General features: G+C 40.0%; 18 protein-coding genes. 11 read left to right on the top strand and 7 right to left on the bottom strand.

The features are described from left to right. Positions 1–139 precede the first annotated feature (139 nt). On the top strand, positions 140–1,108 hold the full coding sequence (locus LG375_RS01670; RefSeq protein ID WP_225745152.1) for an iron-siderophore ABC transporter substrate-binding protein: 969 nt from the start codon (positions 140–142) through the stop codon (positions 1,106–1,108). 46 nt (positions 1,109–1,154) lie between these two features. Here LG375_RS01670 and LG375_RS01665 read toward each other — a convergent pair whose 3' ends face one another. From LG375_RS01665 to LG375_RS01655, 3 genes are all read right to left on the bottom strand, one after another. Next, a complete protein-coding gene (locus tag LG375_RS01665) occupies positions 1,155–2,495 on the bottom strand; it encodes an MATE family efflux transporter (protein WP_225745151.1) in 1,341 nt (446 codons plus the stop codon). Positions 2,496–2,545: 50 nt separating this feature from the next. Further along, a complete protein-coding gene (locus LG375_RS01660) occupies positions 2,546–4,090 on the bottom strand; it encodes a glycosyltransferase family 39 protein (RefSeq protein ID WP_225745150.1) in 1,545 nt (514 codons plus the stop codon). 175 nt (positions 4,091–4,265) lie between these two features. Next, positions 4,266–5,924, bottom strand: coding sequence for an NFACT family protein (locus tag LG375_RS01655; RefSeq protein WP_225745149.1), 1,659 nt, complete (start codon positions 5,922–5,924; stop codon positions 4,266–4,268). A gap of 513 nt (positions 5,925–6,437) precedes the next feature. Between LG375_RS01655 and LG375_RS01650 the strand changes: the two genes are divergently transcribed. From LG375_RS01650 to LG375_RS01635, 4 genes are all read left to right on the top strand, one after another. Next, entirely contained in the window at positions 6,438–7,238 is an 801-nt protein-coding gene (locus LG375_RS01650) for a TraX family protein (RefSeq protein WP_225745148.1), read from the top strand. Between the two features lie 133 nt (positions 7,239–7,371). Further along, positions 7,372–7,920, top strand: a complete 549-nt coding sequence (locus LG375_RS01645) for a DJ-1 family glyoxalase III (protein WP_225745147.1) — start codon at positions 7,372–7,374, stop codon at positions 7,918–7,920. A 340-nt stretch (positions 7,921–8,260) separates the two neighbouring features. Beyond that, the gene (locus tag LG375_RS01640) at positions 8,261–9,034 is read left to right on the top strand and encodes a dihydroorotate dehydrogenase electron transfer subunit (protein WP_247924855.1); all 774 of its coding nucleotides are present in this window, start codon (positions 8,261–8,263) and stop codon (positions 9,032–9,034) included. 9 nt (positions 9,035–9,043) lie between these two features. After that, positions 9,044–10,000, top strand: coding sequence for a dihydroorotate dehydrogenase (locus tag LG375_RS01635; protein WP_225745145.1), 957 nt, complete (start codon positions 9,044–9,046; stop codon positions 9,998–10,000). A 53-nt stretch (positions 10,001–10,053) separates the two neighbouring features. Here the strand turns inward: LG375_RS01635 and LG375_RS01630 are convergent, their stop codons facing one another. Then, the gene (locus LG375_RS01630) at positions 10,054–10,824 is read right to left on the bottom strand and encodes a helix-turn-helix domain-containing protein (protein ID WP_037599872.1); all 771 of its coding nucleotides are present in this window, start codon (positions 10,822–10,824) and stop codon (positions 10,054–10,056) included. Next, the gene (locus tag LG375_RS01625; protein ID WP_225745144.1) at positions 10,821–11,990 is read right to left on the bottom strand and encodes a DnaA ATPase domain-containing protein; all 1,170 of its coding nucleotides are present in this window, start codon (positions 11,988–11,990) and stop codon (positions 10,821–10,823) included. Before LG375_RS01625 ends, LG375_RS01630 begins: the two co-directional genes overlap by 4 nt. 342 nt (positions 11,991–12,332) lie before the next feature. Here LG375_RS01625 and pyrF point away from each other — a divergent pair, with 342 nt between their 5' ends. The 6 genes from pyrF to nt5e all read left to right on the top strand — a co-directional run bounded on the left by pyrF (position 12,333) and on the right by nt5e (position 19,315). Beyond that, positions 12,333–13,028, top strand: a complete 696-nt coding sequence (gene pyrF / locus LG375_RS01620) for an orotidine-5'-phosphate decarboxylase (RefSeq protein ID WP_060973294.1) — start codon at positions 12,333–12,335, stop codon at positions 13,026–13,028. 87 nt (positions 13,029–13,115) lie between these two features. Beyond that, positions 13,116–13,745 carry an orotate phosphoribosyltransferase gene (gene pyrE, locus LG375_RS01615; RefSeq protein ID WP_004182503.1) on the top strand — a complete coding sequence of 210 codons (630 nt, stop codon included), beginning with the start codon at positions 13,116–13,118 and terminating at the stop codon, positions 13,743–13,745. Positions 13,746–13,830: 85 nt separating this feature from the next. Further along, positions 13,831–15,282 carry an amidase gene (locus LG375_RS01610; RefSeq protein ID WP_225745143.1) on the top strand — a complete coding sequence of 484 codons (1,452 nt, stop codon included), beginning with the start codon at positions 13,831–13,833 and terminating at the stop codon, positions 15,280–15,282. A 109-nt stretch (positions 15,283–15,391) separates the two neighbouring features. Then, positions 15,392–16,240 (top strand): transporter substrate-binding domain-containing protein, encoded by an 849-nt coding sequence (locus LG375_RS01605; protein WP_037603256.1) that lies wholly within the window; start codon positions 15,392–15,394, stop codon positions 16,238–16,240. A gap of 58 nt (positions 16,241–16,298) precedes the next feature. Beyond that, on the top strand, positions 16,299–16,952 hold the full coding sequence (locus LG375_RS01600; RefSeq protein WP_225745142.1) for an amino acid ABC transporter permease: 654 nt from the start codon (positions 16,299–16,301) through the stop codon (positions 16,950–16,952). Between the two features lie 110 nt (positions 16,953–17,062). Then, positions 17,063–19,315, top strand: a complete 2,253-nt coding sequence (gene nt5e, locus LG375_RS01595) for a cell surface ecto-5'-nucleotidase Nt5e (RefSeq protein ID WP_225745141.1) — start codon at positions 17,063–17,065, stop codon at positions 19,313–19,315. Between the two features lie 35 nt (positions 19,316–19,350). Here the strand turns inward: nt5e and LG375_RS01590 are convergent, their stop codons facing one another. Both LG375_RS01590 and mnmE read right to left on the bottom strand, forming a co-directional pair. Next, positions 19,351–20,259 carry an AraC family transcriptional regulator gene (locus tag LG375_RS01590; protein WP_410534348.1) on the bottom strand — a complete coding sequence of 303 codons (909 nt, stop codon included), beginning with the start codon at positions 20,257–20,259 and terminating at the stop codon, positions 19,351–19,353. A gap of 176 nt (positions 20,260–20,435) precedes the next feature. Continuing rightward, entirely contained in the window at positions 20,436–21,806 is a 1,371-nt protein-coding gene (gene mnmE / locus LG375_RS01585; RefSeq protein WP_225745140.1) for a tRNA uridine-5-carboxymethylaminomethyl(34) synthesis GTPase MnmE, read from the bottom strand. Positions 21,807–21,822 lie beyond the last annotated feature (16 nt).

Here is a 21,822-nt window from a genome sequence, read left to right as displayed (position 1 = left end):
AAAACAATCTATTATTAAAATCAGTAATATTACAGAATCAACTATTCTTTGCTTAAACTAACAAGTAGTGATTGACATTAAAGAAGTTTTAAGATAACTTTAAAGTAACGATTTAATCCGATCTTATCGAGGAGTTGCCATGAAAAAAATAAATCTTCTTTATTTATTAGCCATTCTGGCCATCATATCTGGTCTTTTACTATATTACTTGCCAGACATGACGTCTGGACATAATGCAGAGTCAAATAATACAAGCCAAACTTTTAAGGAGAAGACGATTGTTCATGATTTTGGTACGACAAAGTTGAAAAAAGTTCCTAAACGTATTGTTATCCTCGACAACCTCTATGGTGAAATCTTGAATCCTTTAGATATCACTCCTGTAGGTGCAACAACTGGTCAAGCTGATAGTCAAGAATTTTCAACCCTCTTTAAGAAACAATACAAGGATGCCAAGGTGGTTTCAGTTGGTTGGCAGGGGAGTCCAGATTTGGATAAGATTGCTGAGTTAAAACCTGATTTAATCCTTATGACAGGCGAGCAGGAAGACCTCTACGAGGAGCTGTCTGAGATTGCACCGACTGTTGGTTACCAAATTAATACAGATGAAAATTGGGACTATCACGAAACCTCATTAAAGGTGGCAGAAATCTTCGACAAACGTGATGAGATGAAGAAGGACCTGGATAGAGTGGATGCTAGGGAGGCTGTTTTCGCAGAGAATGTCAAAGCTAAGTTTGGCAATCAAAAACTCATGTATCTGCGCGTGACAGACAATGATATCCGTTATTACGCTTACGGGCATTTTGGTTATCTGTATGATACTTATCATTTCAATCGTGCTGAAACCTTCAACCCAGATGATATGTTCCAAGTTATCGATCCAGATAAACTAAAAGACATTAATCCGGACCTCCTGATTGTTCAAGCAGATTCTCAAGAGCTCCTAGAAAACAAACTTAAAAATAACCCTGTCTGGAGTAGCTTAAAGGCAGTTCAAAATAACAAGGTAATTTATGCTGATTACTCAACCTACATGCTGGGCTTTGGGATTGTCTCCCAAGAGGCCATAATGAAACAGATCTCTGATGAATGGGGATTAAATTAAACTAAAAACGACCGTGATGGTCGTTTTTTCTATGTTTAAAAGTAGTCTAACTGATAAACAAGTGTCGAATATGTTTCCTCAAGGCAATATAAAGTTGAATGGTCATGGGAATCCAAATCAAGGGCTCGCATAGGATAACGCCAAGGTAGCCCATAGAAGGAATAACCAAAAGAACAAAGAGAATTTTTCCAAAAAGCTCAATGAAACTAGAGGTTAAAGGTGTCAGTTTTTTACCTAGGCCTTGGAGACTATTTCTGAAAATGAAAAGCATTCCTAAAATAGGATAGAAGAGAGAACTGATACGGAGGTAGCGACTGGCATTGTCAATAATCACAGCATTATCAGAACCAGAGATAAAACCAGCCAAAAAGGGACTTGCTATATAGAGAAGGACACAAGCAATGACAGACCAAGTGATAGAAACAAGACAAGATTGTTTTAAACCAGCCACTATGCGTTTAAACTGTTTGGCCCCGAAGTTTTGTGAGGTGAAGGTGGTCACCCCAGTAGCAAGTGAGGTCAAAGGGAGAACTGCGAAGGACATAATGCGTCTTGCCGCAACTTGGGCACTGATGATAAGAGGTCCAAAGCCGTTAATGGCATACTGTAAGGTCACAGTCCCAATCGAAACAATAGAATTCATAAGTCCCATGGCCATCCCTTGTCCAAAAAGGTCCAAATAAAGGCTTGAATCAAGAACAAAGTCTGACTTGCTTGGTAGAAGGAAGGTCACTTTTTTCTTAATATAGTACAGACAAAGGATAGCTGAAAGTCCCTGTGAGATAATTGTCGCTAAGCCTGCTGATTGAACACCAAAATGGAGTTGTGTAATAAAGAAAAGGTCTAAAACGATATTGACTAGTGCTGAAAAAATCAGAAAATAGAGGGCGCTAAGACTATCCCCAACCGCTCTGAGGAGTCCTGCACACAGATTATAACCCAAAGTTACTCCAACACAGGAAACAATCATAGAAATATACTGGTAAGATTGCCCGATAATAGAAGTAGGCGTTCCTAAAAATCTAAGCAAAGGATAGAGGCCGAAATGTCCTAGAATCATAACCAAGGCACTTAAGCCTAGACCGATGACAACAGTGGCCGCCACAGACTGACGAAGTTTCCTGTAGTCTTGAGCACCATAATAACGTGCGATAACAACACCCATACCATTTCCAACGCCAAGAGCAAAGCCGATAACCAAATCAAAAATAGCAGAAGAAGCTCCTACAGCAGCCAAGGCATCTGGACCTAGAAAACGCCCCACAATCATGACATCGGCAGTATTGTAGAGTTGCTGGAAAATATTGGATATCAGAATTGGTAGAGCAAAGATTAAAAGAGACCTCAGAATTGGGCCTCGTAAAAGATCAACTGACGCATTTTTCATAGACTTATTATAGCAAGATTGTAATTGTGAAACAATGTTAAAAAGCCATCCTAGGATGACTTTTGCATATTTTTTAGATAGCGGCCGAGTATTTGTGTCATATGATTGTAACCCGCCGCAATCATTGGAATTTGTAAGTAAATATAAGGTAGGGTGTACTGGCTCTTAGTCTCTGATATGAGATGAAAGAGGATGCCACCGAAGAGATAGAGGAAGGCATAGAGGCCCAGTGTCGCTCCATCTCCCATTCGTTTATAAGTGAAAGCATAGTAGAACACACCACCGAGATATAGGACTAGGAGATAGCCTTGCATATAGGTCACAAAAAAGAGATGTAGAGTCCCATCGTGATAGATGGAAGTCGCAAACCTATTCCACAAAGGCTGAAACTTGTCTTTACTTGGACCGTTCCAGATGGACTGGAAGCTTCCTTCTGTCCAGGAACTGATAAACTTGATTCTGAAAAACCAACTAGCCTCATCAGGATGTGCTAGGAGGTATTGAACACGCTTATCAAAAAGATGATTGGCACTTTTTTCAATCTTTTCGATATTGCCCTTTTTCTTAGCGTAAATGTCACGGACATAACCGGTATACCATCCTGGCATTCGTTTAGAATCGGGTTTGTCCTGTAAGCCCATCGCCAACCAAGCAATCTGAGGTGTTCCAGAAATTTTTTGATGAGTGGTAATCTCATAGTAACTGGTTGTCGCTTTATGCAAGCTCATCGGAAAGGCAAAGAAAGCCAAAACCAAAAGTAAATAGCGGTAACGTTTCTCTCTGAGAGTCATTAGTATCAAAATACCAGATAATGCAATAATGAGAATAATATTATTGCTTCTTACCCAGTAAGCCAATGATAGCATGACCACCGAAAGAATCGCATTCCTAGCCTTACCACGCCTTAAGTAACGTAGAAAGAAGAGAATGGCAAAACTAGAAAAGAACAACCCATACATGAGCCCGTAAGCAAACATAATGTTAAAGACTAGAGGCAAGAAACCGAAGCTCATGATGACAGCCAAACGACTGACTAACGGTTTCGTAAACAGTTCATCCGTGATTTTCCATGTCGCATAGTTCATACCAACGACCATGCCAAGATTCAATACATAGAAAACCGAGATGACCGGCAAAGGAATCAGATAGAGAACCAGGCGTTCAAAACTAAGCAATCCCAACTGATGAGGATAGCGGTAGAAGTAGGCTCCCGGTTTAATCAGGGAGAAGTTGCCAGCATTAAACTGGACCGCCCCTTTAAAGACAGTACCTGCATCGTCTCGTCCAGCAAAACTCGTCAGAAAAATCAAAAGTAGGCCAAAAATCATAAAGCAAACGGAAAAAAAGATGAAAATCTGCTTTGTTGTCAGTTCCTTTAAGATTTTGCGCCAGAGAAGTGTCAAAAGCAGAATGACACCACCTGAAACATAAACATACCAAGGAACGCTACTAATCTCTGCCCACTCAAAGTATCCAGTCATCATGGTCGTGCGAATGAGTAAAGCAGTCACAAATAATATGCCGAAGACTAAGAGCCCCACAGAGCGCCCTAACCATTCTAAAACAGAACTCGTATATGACATAAGAGCCTTCATACTGAAAGTCTCCTTTAATATTGGTAATTACCCTTATAGTTTAGCACAGTCGTCGGAAAAATGTAATGAAAACTAGAAGAAAATATCATTCATTTCTGAAACTTACCTACTTAGTTTACGACATAGAAAAACTCTCTTGTATCAGCAACAAGAGAGTTTGATTTTATAAAGTAGTTTACTTCATCCGCATACTATCAATTTTTTCTTCAGTTGGTGTGACACGTAAGGTCTTTTGTCCAGTATAAGTTACAAATCCAGGCTTACCGGCCGTTGGTTTATTAAGCTTCTTCACATCAATCATATCCACTTGAACCAAGTTTGATAGACGAGCCTTAGAATAGTAGGCTGCCAATTCAGCCGCATCGGTCTTGACCTCATCAGTTGGGTTAAGATTGTCCTTGATAACTACGTGACTACCCGGGATATCCTTGGCGTGGAACCAGAGCTCACCTTTTTTAGCCATCTTGAAGGTCAACTCCTCATTTTGCAGGTTGTTACGACCAACCATGATAATGGTCTTGCCATCAGAGGCTAGATACTGTTCAGGTTTCTTACGTTTGTGGCGTTTGTCAGTTGAACGACGCTTCATAAACCCAGCCTGAACAAGCTCCTCACGAATATCTTCGATTTCATCCATATTGGCTTGAGAAAGACTGAATTCAACACTTTCTAAATAATCAATGGTCTGTTTGGTTTCCTCAATCAAACCAGTCAAGTGCTTAACAGCCTCCTTGAGCTTCTGGTATTTCTTGAAGTAACGTTGCGCATTTTGGTTAGGCGTTAGAGCCACATTTAGAGGAATGGTAATCTTATCACCAGTGTAGTAGTTGTCTAGCTCGACACTATCCTTGTCATTTGGCACCATGCTGAGGTAGGTGGTCAACAGTTCCCCTTTTTGACGGAACTCCTCAGCATTTTCAGTCGCCGCAAGCTCTTTTTCCTGTTTAACAAGTTTCTTCTTGTTTTTTTCCAGCTCATTTTGCACACGATGGATCAAATCACTAGCCTGTTGAGCCACACGGTCACGCGCTGCCTTGTCCAAGTAGTAGTAGTCCAAAAGGGCAGACAAGGTTTCAAACTCAGGTTGGTCCTGACTATCAGAGAATCTTACAGCTGAAAATGCTTTTGCCGTTAAGTTTGGCTCTACTTCACGATTGAAAAAGGCACGGAAATTCTTGAGCTTATCAGTCTCAAGTAAAGCTGATAATTCATTGGCCGTGTCACGCCCCAAACCTTGGAAAAGTTTTTGAAGGTTTCTAGCTGACAAATCCTCGGTTTGTAGGATTTCAAAGAGCTTTTCGTCTGCAATGTCAAATGGATTCTTGGCGTCTGTCTTAGGCGGTGCGATGTAGGTTGAGCCTGGCAGAATAGTACGGTAACTATTTTGGGAGAAACCGACATGCTTGATAGACTCGATGATTTTGCTCTCGTTTTTGTCAATCAGGATAATATTGGAGTGTTTCCCCATAATTTCCATGACCAGAGTAACCTTGACGCTGTCACCGATTTCGTTTTTGTTTGATACGGAAATCTCCAGAACACGGTCATTTTCTAGCTGCTGGATATCCTCGATAACCGCTCCCTGAAGGTATTTCCTCATAATCATGGTATAGGTATTTGGATTCTGTGGATTTGGCAAGTCAGCCTTGGTCGTCTGAATACGCCCAAAGACAGGGTGAGCCGAAAGCAGAAGCTTGTAATTCTGACGATTGTTACGAATGGTTAGGACCAACTCACGCTCAAAAGGCTGATTAACTTTCTGGATACGCCCGTAAAGCACCTGCTCACGTAGCTCAGCCGTCATATGATGAAGAAAAAAGCCGTCAAAAGACATGGTGTACTTCCTTTCTTGTTATTGATAATAATTGTTTTATTTTTAAAATAAAATTTTCTGTGAGACTTTCCTTAGGTGTTGGCGGACGTCAGCGAACTTTTACAAAGTTCCATGACTAATTTTTGAGCCTAACGTCTCAAAAATTCCGAGCGCCTGAAACTAAAAGGTTTCAGGCGCTTTTAACACGGCGGAAAGTCTCGGTTAATTGGTCGCTCTGCTCGCAAAAAAATTATTTCAAAAAATTTTCAGAGCTTACTAGTTTAGTTAGATATTTTTAAATAATTTGCATACGTTATGAACGTAAAGATTGCCTAACCATTATAGCATAAAGGGAGTAGAAATGCTTGGTGAGGGGAGTAGGAACTAAAGATATTATTATAATGTGAATTATTCATCATAAAATAGTCTGTCTAAAATTGTTAAAAAGTTATGGCTTTTATTATCATGAATACCTTTGAATTTACATCTAACTTATGGTATCATTTAATATGCTGAAAATTAAAGGAGCATTAAATGAACGATATAAAAAAGATATGCAATGCGACTAATTTAAAATACCTAGCTGTTGCACTTATGTTTTTGGACCAAATCTATCAGATGTTCGGGAGTATGTGGGCACCTATATGGTTGACTATGTTGGGACGTTTGGTTTTTCCAATTTTCCTCTTTCTTGCTGCTGATAGTTTTCACTATACACACGATCGTATGGCGTTTCTTAGGCGGTTGCTTTACATGAGTTGGTTTATGATTATTGGCAACGCCATCATTGGTAGTATTTTTCATAATGGTAGTATCGGTTTAACCAATAATGCCTTCTCAACTTTCTTTATTACTGGGATTTTTATATGTTCTTGGGATTTGTTGGCTAAGGGGCTTCGCGATAAATCGAACAAGGAGTTAATTCAAGGGATTGGTGTCTTTCTCTTGCCGATTCTTTCATCTATTCCAGTAGTAGTCCTGGCAGGTATATTTGAAACACCACATGCAAACCCACTCCTTGTGCAGATTGTTGCCTTTATCTTGTCACTAGTTCCAAGTATTATCATGGTTGAGGGTGGCTTTGTCATGGTTATTCTTGGTTTGCTATTCTATATCTTCCGAACCAATCGCATCGCTCAAATCATTGTCTTAGCTGTTATTTCAGTGATTGCCCATCTCTTTGATCCGACAGGTGTGCAGTGGATGATGGTTTTTGCTGCGATTCCTATGTATTTCTACAATGGTGAGCGTGGTAGTGGCAATAAGAATTTCTTCTATATTTTCTACCCAGCCCATATTTATCTCTTGTGGATCCTAGCAAGTTTGTTTAGATAAAATGACAAAGACAGTCCTTGTGCTGTCTTTTTTTCCTTATTTAAGCGTATTGTTATGGTTTGTTTCCTGCTTCTAAAACTGCTATAATTTAAGGCGTAATAGAATCATGCGATAAGTATATTGGAGGTATATCATGACAAAAGTAGCAGTATTATTTGCGGACGGATTTGAAGAAATCGAAGCCTTGAGCCCAGTGGATGTCTTCCGACGAGCAGGATTTAACTGTAGCATGCTTGGACTTGAAAGTGCGTCAGTAACTGGCTCACATGGAATCCAAGTCGCTATGGATGGCGTATTTGATGGGAATTTTGCGGATTATGACTTGGTGGTCCTTCCTGGAGGTATGCCTGGATCAACTAATCTACGCGACAACGAAACATTGATTGCCTCTCTTCAAGAGGCTGCTAAAGTAGGAAAATATATTGCTGCTATTTGTGCTGCACCAATTGTTCTCGAACGTGCTGGTCTTCTTGAAGGGCGTAAATTCACATGTTTCCCTGGCGTAGAGGAACAAATTGCATCTGGCGAGCATCAAACTGACTTGGTAGTTGTTGATGGTAATATTGTCACTAGCCGTGGTGCTGGAACAGCATTAGCCTTTGCTTATGCCTTGGTCGATCTGTTGGGTGGCGATGGTCAGCAGTTGGCTCATACTATGGTTTACGACAGATTGTTTAAATAATGTTTTTTAGGGCTCTTGTTCAAGAACTCTAGCACCTCTTGTTAGGAATGTTGACAATTTATTTTCCCCTATGAGATGATAGAGAACGTATCAAACAGAGGGCCTAGTTATAGGCTGGAGAGACCTTAGCTTAATTTTATAAGCTTTGGTTTTTTCTTTTCTCCTTTGACATCCGTCTTGAAAACGGTTATAATAATCACAAAATAACCTTTAAATGAGTCCAGAGAGGCTTGAAAGGTCGGACAGGTGAAAAAAACAGGGTTCTCCTGTAATTTTTTGTGCGACCTTGCCATGTGGCGAGGTTTTTTTGATGACAGTTTGCAGTTTAGAAAGGGTTGTCATGATTTTAGTTGAAGATTTAACTATTGTGAGTCAGCGTGAGATTGCACCTCGTATTTTCGAGATGGTGCTTAAGGGAGAGATGGTTGCAGATATGCAGGTTGGTCAGTTCGTCCACCTCAAGGTGCCGGACCCAAGTAAGCTCCTTCGTCGTCCGATTTCCATCTCGGAGATTGACTACGACAAGAAAGAGGCAACCATTGTTTACCGTGTGGAACGTGAGGGAACAGCCATTCTGTCTAAGATGGTAGCTGGTCAAACCATTGATACTATGGGCCCTCAGGGAAATGGTTTTGATATTTCCGTTGTTGAGGTTGGGCAGAGAGCACTCCTCGTTGGTGGTGGTATCGGTGTCCCACCTTTGGTTGAGACGGCTAAACAGTTGAAGGATAAAGGTGTGGAAGTCGTGTCTGTGATTGGTTTTGCCAATAAGGATGCCGTCATCTTGGAGGACAAGCTCAAGGCTTGTGGTGATGTTTATGTGACCACTGATGACGGTTCATACGGTATCAAGGGTTACGTTTCGACGGTTATTGATGGTTTCGACTGGACTCCAGATGCCGTTTACAGTTGCGGTGCGCCAGGCATGCTTAAATATGTCGATAGCAAGTTTGAAAATCATCCTCATGCCTATGTTTCTATGGAAGCTCGCATGGCTTGTGGTATGGGTGCTTGCTATGCCTGTGTGGTTCACGTTAAAGGAGAGTCAGATGCCAAAAATCTTCGTGTTTGCGAGGAAGGGCCAGTCTTCCCTACCGGAAAAGTCATCGTCTAGGAGGTTACCATGTCAGAGACTAAATCAGAAAATCGTTTAGCTATTAGCCTTCCAGGGCTCGACTTGAAAAATCCTATTATCCCAGCCTCAGGTTGCTTTGGCTTCGGTCAAGAGTACGCCAAATATTATGATTTGGACAAACTAGGTTCTATCATGATTAAGGCAACGACTGCCAACCCTCGTTTTGGGAACCCAACGCCCCGTGTGGCAGAAACACCATCAGGCATGCTCAATGCCATTGGACTGCAAAATCCTGGTGTTGATGCTGTCTTGTCAGAAAAACTCCCTTGGTTGCAGGAGCATTATCCTGAGCTTCCAATCATTGCCAATGTGGCTGGATTTTCAAACGAAGAATATGCGGAAGTCTCTCACAAGATTTCCAAAGCCAGTAACGTCAAAGCTATCGAGCTTAACATCTCCTGTCCAAACGTGGACCATGGCAATAACGGCCTTCTTATCGGACAAGTCCCAGAGCTTGCCTACGCAGCAGTAAAAGCCAGTGTCTCTCACTCTGATGTGCCAGTCTATGTCAAACTGACACCGAGTGTGGCTGACATCACGAGTGTCGCTAAAGCAGTCGAAGATGCCGGTGCGACTGGTTTTACCATGATTAACACCTTGGTCGGTACACGCTATGACTTGGCTACTCGCAAACCAATTATTGCCAACGGTCAAGGTGGCATGTCAGGGCCAGCTGTTTTCCCAGTAGCCCTTAAACTTATCCGCCAAGTTGCTCTAGCGTCAAACCTTCCGATCATAGGTATGGGAGGCGTCGACAGTGCCGAAGCGGCTATCGAAATGTTCATCGCTGGTGCCTCAGCCATCGGTGTCGGAACAGCCAACTTCGCAGATCCCTATGCCTGCCCTAAAATTATTGACCGTCTCCCTGAGGTCATGGACAAGTACGGCATCACAACACTCGAAGACTTACGCAAAGAAGTTCGAACAGACTTGTTGGGGAAATAGAATAAATTGATCTAAAAGAAAAAGATGGAAACTAAAACTTCCATCTTTTTTGATTATTTTCTTCTTCGAGCTCTGATTCCCTCAATTACAGTAGCAATTGCCTCTAATTCCCCGTCTGTTAAATGTTCACCATCTAGAACTAAGTTAAGTTGAGAGAGTTGTGAAATCTCAATTCCATTTGAATTCTCTTTCTTTATTTCTTCTTCCAGTCCAAATTTTGTAAGTGAATAATATATTTTCTCGTATGACTTGGGTAACTCATCAAAAGATTCCTCAATAAGTCTTTTAAGTTCATCTCTGTATTTCTCAAGCCAATACTGCGTAACCTCTGCGTCTATATCTAATGTTTCAATAAGATCTATTTTTTTATTAAGACGATTTGGTGTTGATTTTAATACATCAATGTTTAGTTCATGTTTCAAGTAGCTATTTTGGTAATCAGCAAAATCACTCCAACTATAACCTATGAAATATACATGCAAATCATAAGGTTCGATGTTCTTTAGATATAAACCTTTAGAATCTACACAAATTTTTCGACCACAACTGTAATATATAGTATCTTTGCCTTTATGTTCAATGGTAAGTTTACTTTTCCATTCCTCAAAACACTCAGTTGTTGTATAGCGATCCCGTAAAGTCTCGTCAAAACCACTAGCTTTAGCAAGAACTAAAAGATAACTCTCTAGGAATTTTTCTGAGGGAAGTCGTTTCCCAGTTTCAACTAGTGAGATAAGTGTTGATGATGTTTTTGTTTCCTGCTTGATATCTTGAGCAGTCAAAGATAGATTTTCACGTTTCTCTTTTAACCATTTTCCAATCATACAGCAACCTCTCTCGTAGTAATATCGATAATGTGTCCATCCGAAATAATGTCTTCACTTATAAACATTTCTATATTTTCTGGTCTCACGAAACTAGAAAATAAGACCTGTTGACCTTTATTTTGTAACCATTTTGTTAGTTTAATAAGTTCTTTTTTAGCCAATTCAGTTTTGAGGGAGTCGACACCCTCAAAAACAAGAAAATCAATTCCTTCAAAAATTTCAGAAACGTTCTGAGAAATTCCATCATCTTTATTTGATGTAATAATATCTTCAAATTCGGAGGCATTGAAGTATTCAACATTTAGTTTTGGGTGTAATTCAATTATTTTCTCGTAAACTGAATTTAGCACTATTTTTGTTGTTTCTAGTTCGTTACAATATAGAATAAGAGGAATAGATTCTTCATCCAAATTAGTGATAACTTTTTCTATAGTTTTATCTAGTAACTTAGTAGATTCATTGTTGAAGTTTTCTTCAAAACTATCTGAATGTTGATTACTGTAATATTGTAGCGTGCCATATAGATTCTGAGCATCAAATCCTTCCCCTAGAAAAGTAACCTTATTTTGTTCACCTGTTGGGTAAGATTTAATTAATTGCTTTAGTAAAACCCCTAGATCTATACCGTTTTTTAGAATTGCATCATAAATTTCTGAGTCGTTTTGATTTAATATATTTCCTTGATTTTCTATAAAATCAAGGAAACTAATGACAATTTTTTCTTCTTCAGGAGAAAAAATTTCAATAGGAGCCTTAAGTGTTGTTTGTAACTGAACTACAAAAGTATCAATTACCTCATTCTTAAGTTTAATTTTCTTTTTAGTCTCATAGCGTTCTTTAATTATATCCCATATGTTATTCCTCTTATCTTCTGAAATACTAATAAAGAAACGATCCAAGTAATAAATTATAAAATCTCCCGAATCAAGTTTTTCGATATGAATATTATCTTTCCATTCCAAATAGTCAGTTTCATCGTCTGTCATATTATCACTTACTGAAAGATCTGCTAGCTTATCTAGTATATCATAAAGCATGGTAGCCGATGGCAAGTGCTTTTCGACTTGATAATTTTCTATCTGTTTCATTACCTTCTGATATTCATCAGAGTTACTGTTAACTCGAATTTTTTCAGCATGCATTTTCAATAGTTGTTCAAGCATGTTAACACCTCTTTCTTATTTTACAAGAGTATTTTACAATGTAAAAATATAAAAGCAATAAATTTTACATTAAATTTTTACAATGTAAAACTGGATGTAATCTATAACATTAATCAATAGAAGTAGAGGTCTAAGATTAGGTATTTAGAACAAAATCCCCCCTTTGACATTCCCATATAAAAGCGCTATAATGGAACAAATTGAACTGAACCTTTAATCGAGTCCAGAGAGGCGAGAAAGGTGTACTGAGATGCTACGGCATCACTAAAGGGTAGGGTCTGCCCTATTTTCGTGCAACCTTCGCTGACTGGCGGAGGTTTTTTGTGTGAAAGGATATAAGAAATGAGAGAAAATCGTCCTGTTATTGCCCTTGATTTCCCGACTTTTGAGGATGTGAAGGCTTTCCTTGCTAAGTTTCCTGCTGATGAAAAGCTCTATGTGAAGATTGGTATGGAACTTTACTATGCAGCTGGTCCAGAGATTGTTCGCTATGTTAAAGATCTTGGCCATAGTGTTTTCCTTGACCTTAAGCTTCACGATATTCCAAATACTGTCAAATCTGCAATGCGTGTCTTGTCTAACCTTGGTGTTGATATGACAAATGTGCATGCGGCTGGTGGTGTGGAAATGATGAAGGCTGCGCGTGAAGGCTTGGGTGATGGTCCAATCTTGATTGCTGTAACTCAGTTGACCTCTACCTCTGAAGAGCAGATGCATGATTTCCAAAATATCCAAACTACACTTCAAGAATCAGTGGTTCATTATGCTAAGAAGACTGCTGAAGCAGGCCTTGACGGTGTTGTTTGCTCAGCACACGAAGTCGCAAAAATCAAAGACGCAACAAATGAAGACTTCGTTTGTTTGACACCTGGTATTCGCCCAGCAGGAGCAGCGGTTGGTGACCAAAAACGTGTCATGACACCTGCCGATGCGCGTCAAATTGGTTCAGATTACATTGTTGTTGGTCGTCCAATTACACAAGCTGATGATCCAGTAGCAGCTTATCACGACATCAAGGCTCAATGGATCGGTCAATAAATTTTCAAAAAGACCTTATTTCATAGGAAAATAGACCGAATTAGGTTATAATAAAGAGTAGAAAACGCTTTACGGAGGATAATAATTATGACATTAGCATCACAAATCGCATCTGACTTGCTTGATATCAAGGCTGTTTACCTTAAACCTGAAGAACCATTTACATGGGCATCAGGAATCAAATCACCAATCTACACAGACAACCGTATTACTTTGTCTTATCCAGAAACTCGTACACTTATCGAAAATGGTTTTGTGGAAAAAATTAAGGAAGAATTTCCTGAAGTAGAAGTGATTGCTGGTACTGCAACTGCGGGTATTCCTCACGGTGCTATCATCGCTGACAAGATGAACCTTCCATTTGCCTATATCCGTAGCAAACCAAAAGATCACGGTGCTGGTAACCAAATCGAAGGTCGTGTGGTTAAAGGCGAAAAAATGGTTGTTGTTGAAGACTTGATTTCAACTGGTGGATCAGTACTTGATGCTGTAGCAGCTGCAGAGCGTGAAGGGGCTGATGTTATCGGTGTTGTGGCTATCTTCACTTACGAATTGCCAAAAGCTGAGAAAAACTTCGCTGATGCTGGCGTGAAATTGGTCACTCTTTCAAACTACACTGAGTTGATCAAAGTGGCTAAAGTGCAAGGCTACATCACAGCAGACGGACTTCAACTCTTGAAAAAATTTAAAGAAAACCAAGAAACTTGGCAAGACTAAATATCATGATTGAAGGCGGAACGTTTCAGGCGTTTCGTTTTTTTTAGTATAATTTAGGAAATAATAGAAGCAGGGAGAATATAAGATGTCAGTAAATGAGTGGTCAGATGCAACGGCAATGGCTGAGGCCGTGCGAAATAAGACGGTCAGTCCCCGAGAACTAGTAAAGGATACTATAAGTGAAGCGGAAAGGACGAATACTAAAATCAATGCTATCGTCAGTCAACGTTACGAGAAAGCTTTAGAAGAAGCAGAAACTAGAGACTTTTCAGATAAACCTTTTGCTGGTGTCCCAATTTTCCTAAAGGATTTAGGTCAGGAGCAAGCTGGTGAGCCGTCAACAGCGGGTTCTCGCCTATTTACAAGTTATCGGGCTAAGGAAACGGATAATTATGTTAAGAAACTTGAGGAATTGGGCTTTATTATTTTAGGACGTTCTAGCACTCCTGAGTTTGGCTTCAAAAATATCAGTGATGCTCAGATTCATGGTCCTGTCAATCTACCTGATGATGTGAGGCGTAATGCTGGTGGCTCAAGTGGCGGTGCGGCTGCTATTGTGAGCTCTGGCATTTCTCCTTTGGCCCCAGCTAGTGACGGTGGGGGCTCTATTCGAATTCCAGCTTCCTTTAACGGCCTAATCGGTCTCAAGCCTACCAGAGGACGAATTCCTGTCGGTCCTGGTTCGTTTCGTGGATGGCAGGGAGCCTCTGTCCAGTTTGCTTTGACTAAGTCTGTTCGAGATACAAAATGCTTGCTTTATCATATGCAGACGTGTCAGATGGAAAGTCCCTTTATCTTGCCCAAACTTGACAAAGATTCTTTAGATAAACCAGTTCAACCTCTGAAGATTGCTTTTTCTACTGTCTCTCCTATTGGTGGTAAGGTATCAGAATCTGCTATTGCGGCGACAAAAAAGGCTGCTAGAGCATTAGAAAGTCTAGGACATCATGTCCATGAAATCACCTATCAGCCCTTGAATGGGATTGAAGCTATGCAGTCTTACTACATCATGAATAGTGTTGAGACGGCTGCCATGTTTGATGGTATAGAGGCTGGTTTGGGACGTCAGATGACGCTTGAAGATATGGAGTTGATGACTTGGGCTATTTTCCAATCTGGGCAAAAGATTCCTGCCAAAGTTTACTCTAAAGTCCTAACTCAGTGGGACCAGTATAGCCATCAGATGGCGAATTTTCATGAGTCTTACGATATTCTTCTGACTCCTACAGTTGCGGATGTGGCACCTAAGCATGGGCAGTTTGCCCTCTCTGAAAGCCTACAGAACCAACTCAAGCATATGTCTGAGTTTGATTGGCCAAAACAACAAGAACTTATTTGGGATATGTTTGCGGATAGTTTAGATTGGACGCCTTTCACCCAACAAGCTAACCTGACGGGACAACCATCGATTTCTTTACCTGTCTATCGTGATGGGCAAGGGCTGTCCCTTGGTGTTCAACTGACAGCCGCCAAGGGAAGAGAAGACCTCCTCTTACACTTGGCCCAACAAATGGAAGAAGGTTCGGTTTTTAGCTAGCTATACTCATTCTCGGTTCAATTTTTTGTAAAACCCTTTCAAATAGTGTAGTCTAAAATTATAAGTTTTTAACTTAACATTATTATTTGTTCTAAGGAGACACACATAGATGAAAAAGAGATTTTTCGCCGTTTTCAGCCTAATCTTGACTGCGGTCTTTTTGGTTGCCTGCTCGTCACAAAGTACAGGTGAGAAGAACTGGGAAAAGATTGAGAAACGTGGTAGCATCAAGGTTGCGACTGCTGGAACACTTTACCCACAAACCTACCACGATGATAAGAATAATTTGACTGGTTATGACGTTGAGATTCTCAAAGAAGTTGGAAAACGTCTTAAGTTGAAAATTGAATTCACTGAGATGGGTGTAGATGGCATGCTTACTGCTGTAAATAGCGGGCAAGTCGATATCGCTAACTACTCACTCGAAGACGACAATAAGAATGTTAAAAAATTCTTACGTTCTGAACCATACAAGTATTCCTTCACTTCAATGGTCGTTCGTGAATCGGATAATTCTGGAATCTCTTCATGGAAGGATCTTAAAGGCAAAAAGGCAGCCGGTGCTGCAAGTACAAAGTACATGAAGATTGCCAAAAAAATGGGTGCTGAACTAGTCGTATATGATAATGTTACCAATGACGTTTACATGCAAGACTTGGTAAATGGGCGTACAGACGTTATCGTCAACGATTACTATTTGCAAAAGATGGCAGTAGCCGCTATCAAAGACAAGTACCCAGTTAAGATCAACGACGGTATCTACAGTAACCCTTACTCAACAAGCTTTACCTTCTCATTGAAGAATAAAACCCTTCAAGAAAAGGTCAACAAAGCCATCAAAGACATGAAGAAAGATGGTACCCTTACCAAGATTTCAGAGAAATTCTTTGCTGGTCAAGACGTTACAAAGAAAACAAAAGTTGACTATACTGAGATTGATATCTCTGATGTTGAATAATATAAGCGATCCAATTGGATCGCTTATTTGCTAAAGAAATGTTTAGAAAGATAGACTTATGATTATTGATTTTTCACTGATTCTAAAGAGCATTCCCTATGTCCTGTCTGGTCTGCCTTATACGTTAGGAATCTCGCTTTTAAGCTTTATGGTTGGGAATGTTTTTGCTATCATCCTTGCCTTTATGCGAATGTCTCAAAAGCCTTGGTTAAAGTATCCAGCCCGTATTTATATTTCCATCATGCGTGGGGTTCCTATGTTGGTCGTGCTCTTCATTCTTTACTTTGGTTTGCCTTATGTTGGTGTTCAGCTACCTGCCCTTCTTTGTGCCTTTATTGGCTTCTCCTGTGTTAGTGCCGCTTATATGGCAGAGATTTTCCGTTCATCCATAGTGGCCGTAGATAAGGGACAGTGGGAAGCAGCTCGCTCTCTTGGTCTTCCTCAGAAGTCTATTATCCGTCGGATTATCTTACCTCAGGCTATGCGTATAGCAGTAGCCCCTCTTGGTAATGTTATTATTGATATGTTTAAGAGTTCCTCATTGGCGGCTATGATTACAGTGCCTGACATTTTCCAAAATGCTAAGATTATCGGTGGGCGTGAGTATGACTACATGTCTATGTATATCCTAATCGCCCTTATTTACTGGACTTTGAGCTTTACTTTAGAACTGCTTGAAGGCTATCTTGAAAAACGTTTAGATAGCTATTAATTTTTGAAAAAATTGTTTGAATATCTAATAAAATATTGAAATTTATTTAATTCTAATCTTATAAATGTGGTATAATAAAAGCGATTTAAAAATCAGAAAGGTCTTTTGGAATGAAGAAGAAAACAGTCGTTGCAACGACACTATCAACCCTACTTGTCTCAACTGCCATCTTGGCTAATGCTGTCCAAGCTGACGAGGTAGAAACTCATGCAGCTGTAACAGCACCAAGCACTGAAGTTGTGGCTACAGAGGCAACTACCAATGCGACATCTACTGTAGCAACAACTGCAGCAAACGAGTCTGCAGCTCCAATAGCTAGTTCAACATCAGTTGTTACTGCTTCTACAGCTGAAACAAGTGAGACACCAGTTGCCACAGCCAGTGAAACAGCAACTGCAACTGCAGTCGCAACTCCTACAACAGAAGTCGTGACAAATGCTAGCACAAGTGCCAGCAATGACACTGTAACTGTTCTTCACACCAACGACGTTCATGGTCGTATGGTTGAAGATGATCGTAACGGAGTTATTGGTGATGCCCTTTTGTCTGGTATCGTCAATGATTCTCGTTCAAAAGGAACAACCCTTGTCTTTGACTCTGGGGACTCATTCCAAGGTCTTCCAATCTCAAACAGCTCTAAGGGTGAGGACATGGCAAGCGTCATGAATGCTGTTGGTTTTGATGCCATGACAGTGGGGAACCATGAGTTCGACTTTGGTCTTGACCAATTGCGTCGTTTGAGCAAACAAATCAATTTCCCAATCATCACATCTAACGTTTATGTGGACGGCGTACGTCTTTTCCAACCATCTACAATCATTGACAAAACACCTGGTGTTGATGGAGATGAAGTAGTTGTTATTGGTGTTACTACACCTGAGACAGCTACTAAGACACACCCACGTAATATCACTGGTGTCTCTTTCACCGATCCTATTACTGAGGTTAAAGCTGTTGTTGACCAAGTGGAGTCAAATGCTCGTGCTGAAGGTAAGGAATACAAGACTTATATTGTCCTTAGTCACTTGGGTATAGATACAACAACTCCAGTTGAATGGCGTGGATCAACATTGGCAGAAGCTCTTTCAAACTATGCACCTTTGAAAGGAAAACGTGTTCTTGTCCTTGATGGTCACTCACACACTCTTCACACAGCGACATACGGCGATAATGTCACTTACAACCAAACTGGTAGCTACCTTAACAATATCGGCCGCGTCGTTTATAATTCTGACCGTATCTTGTCACATGGCGTGATTTCACACGACGAAGCTAAGAAGAATTATCAAGTTAACCCAACAGTTAAAGCTATGATTGATAATATCCAAGCTAAGTACAAGGCAGATTCTTCGAAAGTCGTTATCGAAAATAGTCCAGTTAAACTTAGTGGTGACCGTATGGATGTTCGTGTTCGCGAAACTAACCTTGGTAATGTTGTCGCTGATTCTCTCTTAGATTACGGACAATCAGCCTTCACACACAAGTCTAACCTTGCCGTAACAAACGGTGGTGGTCTTCGTGAAACAATTGCCAAAGACAAACCAATCACTAAAGGTGATATCATTGCCGTTCTTCCATTTGGTAACTCAGTTGCTCAAATTCAAGTGACAGGTCAAAATATCCATGATATGTTTGTCAAATCTCTTGGTTCTATTCTCCAAGTTGACGAAAGTGGTAAAACTGTTCTAGATGAAAATGGTCAACCTCTTCTTGAACCATCTGGCGGTTTCCTTCAAGTATCAGGAGCTCGTGTTTATTATGACACAACACTTCCAGCAGAAAAACGTATTTTATCAATTGACATTTTTGATCCAGAAACTGGTACCTATAAACCACTCAACACTAATGAAAATTACTACCTTGTAACGAATGACTTCTTAGCTGCTGGTGGTGATGGCTACACAATGCTTGGTGGTCCTCGTGAAGAAGGTCCTTCAATGGATACCGTCTTTGCGGATTACTTGACACATGCAGACCTATCTAAGTATGCAGTTATCAATCCAAACTCACGTACCATTTCTATTTCAAGTGCTGATTTTGCTGCCTTGAACAAAAAAGAAAATGCAGAAGACCCTACACTTAATCCATTGAGTCCTGTTACGCCATCTAGCGTTGCTGAAGACCTTAAAACAACTATACCAGTTGTATCTAAAGTAGTAACGACACCTAATGGTAAAGTATTCTTCGTTTCAACAAGAAACGAAGCACTTAAAGAAACAGAAGAAGTGGCAGAAGCTTCTGCTCAAACTGAAGTTCTTCCTACAACAGGTGACAAGGCCTCACACGCTGGACTCCTCGGACTTGGTATGTTGCTAACTCTCTTTGGACTTAGTGGAAAACACAAAGGTAAAGAGAAATACTAAGAAGTTTGCAGATAAAAAAAGAGTTAACCATTTGGCTAACTCTTTTTTGTTTTCTTGTTGTTGCTATGTGTTTTTCGATACTGACTTGGTGTTTGGTCGTAATAGTGTTTAAATTGACGGTTGAAATTTGATAAATTGTTAAAACCAACATCAGTAGCAATTTCCAAAACTGGTTTAACACTATTACGGAGCTCTTCGCAAGCAGCATTAAGTCTTGCTTGAATGATAAATTCGGTACAAGAGGTACCAGTTTGTTGCTTAAAAATCGTCATAAAGTGAGTCTTACTATACCCCATAAGCAATGACAACTTATCAATAGTAAGATTTTCGGCATAATGCTGGTTAATGTAATCAATAATTTCCCGAATTTTTTCATTCTTACGATAATGATCATCAGAAGTCTTTCGCTCTACCAAGCGATAGAAGTAGAAGAGATAGATTAATTCCTCTAGTTTTGACTTGAGAAGAAGTTCATAGTGACGATCTTTCTGACGAATCATCTTAAAAATCTCAAAAAGAAGAGCTTTAATTTCTGTATAACCCTCGTCTGACGGTCTTAGACATTGTTTAAACTTAAAATTGGAATTCTGTAAGGGCTGAAGATAACGGAGACTAAGCAGATCCACCATAGACTGTCCCAACATATCCAAATGAAAATGAAGAGTATCAGTATGATGAGTCTGATTATCTATGGGATGAATCGAATGAAGCTCATTAGGACATATCAAAAAAATATCTCCAGCCTGACTGTCAAAATAGTCATAATCAATATGATAGCGAGCTGTCCCCTCATAAACGTACTGTATTTCAAGCTCAGGATGCCAATGAAATAGAATATCAGGGCGTCCATTTTCGACCATAGTTTCCTCCAGTCGAAAAGGAAGCAGGTTATCATCAAAATCTATCAAATGTTTAAAATCAGTATCAGTAGCTGCTTGACTCATGATTAACCTTTCAAAATCATAGGATAATACCATGATAGCATTTTCTTTCTTAAAAAGCATGAGTCAATCGTCTTTATAGTATTGGTTGTTTTTTATTTACATAATTTTATTTCTGGAGTTATGTATGTAAAATAAAAAGATGACTAAGCATCCTTTTTACATAAATTTAGTTATGTTTATTTTCCTAGACAGAACTGACTAAAGAGTTGTGTAATGAGTTCATCTGGGGCGGCGTCACCAGTAATTTCTCCTAAAACTTCCCAGGTACGTGTCATATCAACCTGTAAGAGGTCAACAGGCATACCTAATTCAAGACCTTGATTGACTGCTTCAAGACTTTCTAGAGCTTTTTCAATGAGTGAAATGTGACGGGCATTTGAGAGATAAGTAGCATCTTTCTCCACTAGGCCAGCATTATCAAAGAAGAGCTGATTGATGCGATCTTCGATTTTGTCAATATTTTCATTCTTGAGGACCGAAATTGGAATGATATCTTCGGGAAGCTCTTCCATTTGGATTGCTTGTGGTAGGTCTGTCTTATTTAGAAGAATGATGCGATTGCTATTTTTACTGATTTCTAGTAATGTACGGTCTTGCTCTGTTAACGGCTCAGAGCTATTAAGCACAAGGAGAACCAGGTCAGCCTCTTCGAGAGCTTTCTTAGAACGCTCAACACCAATCTTTTCAACCACATCATCTGTGTCTCGAATACCGGCGGTATCGATTAACTTAAGTGGAACACCCTTTATATTAACGTATTCTTCAATGACATCACGGGTGGTACCTTCAATGTCTGTTACGATAGCTTTCTCCTCGCGTAGGAGATTGTTAAGAAGACTAGATTTTCCGACATTTGGACGACCAATGATTGCCGTTGAAAGGCCTTCTCGTAGGATTTTTCCTCGTTTAGCAGTGGCAAGAAGATTTTCTAAAAGTGCTTGGAACTCTTGCGTTTTTTCACGGACAAGAGCTGTGGTGACTTCTTCAACATCATCATATTCTGGGTAATCAATATTAACTTCGACTTGAGCCAAGGTGTTAAGGATTTCTTGGCGAGTGTTGTTAATGAGATCCTTGAGCGAACCATCAAGTTGAGAGACGGCAACGGCCATAGCCTTATCAGTCTTAGCACGAATCAAATCCATTACAGCTTCAGCCTGAGTCAAGTCCACACGACCATTCAAAAAGGCACGTTTGGTAAATTCTCCAGGTTCAGCCATACGAGCTCCAGAACGAATAAGAAGTTGGAGGATTTCATTAGTCACAGCAACCCCACCGTGAGTGTTGATCTCCACGACATCCTCACGCGTAAAGGTCTTTGGCGCACGCATAACACTTACCATGACTTCATCAATGGTTTTCTCATTTTCGACAATATGGCCGTAATTGATAGTATGTGAAGTAACTGATTCTAGATTTCTTCCTTTGAAAACTTTATTAGCAATGGCGATAGCATCGGTTCCAGATAAGCGAACGATACCGATAGCACCTTCACCTAAGGGCGTTGAAATGGCAGTAATCGTATCAAATTCTTTGGTAATTGACATAGTTATTCCTTTGGAT

This window comes from Streptococcus sp. Marseille-Q3604 (assembly GCF_916619785.1).
In the GTDB taxonomy this organism is placed as follows: Bacteria; Bacillota; Bacilli; order Lactobacillales; family Streptococcaceae; genus Streptococcus.
The sequence above is the reverse complement of the archived record's forward strand: the minus strand, read 5'-3'. Positions and strand labels throughout refer to the sequence as shown.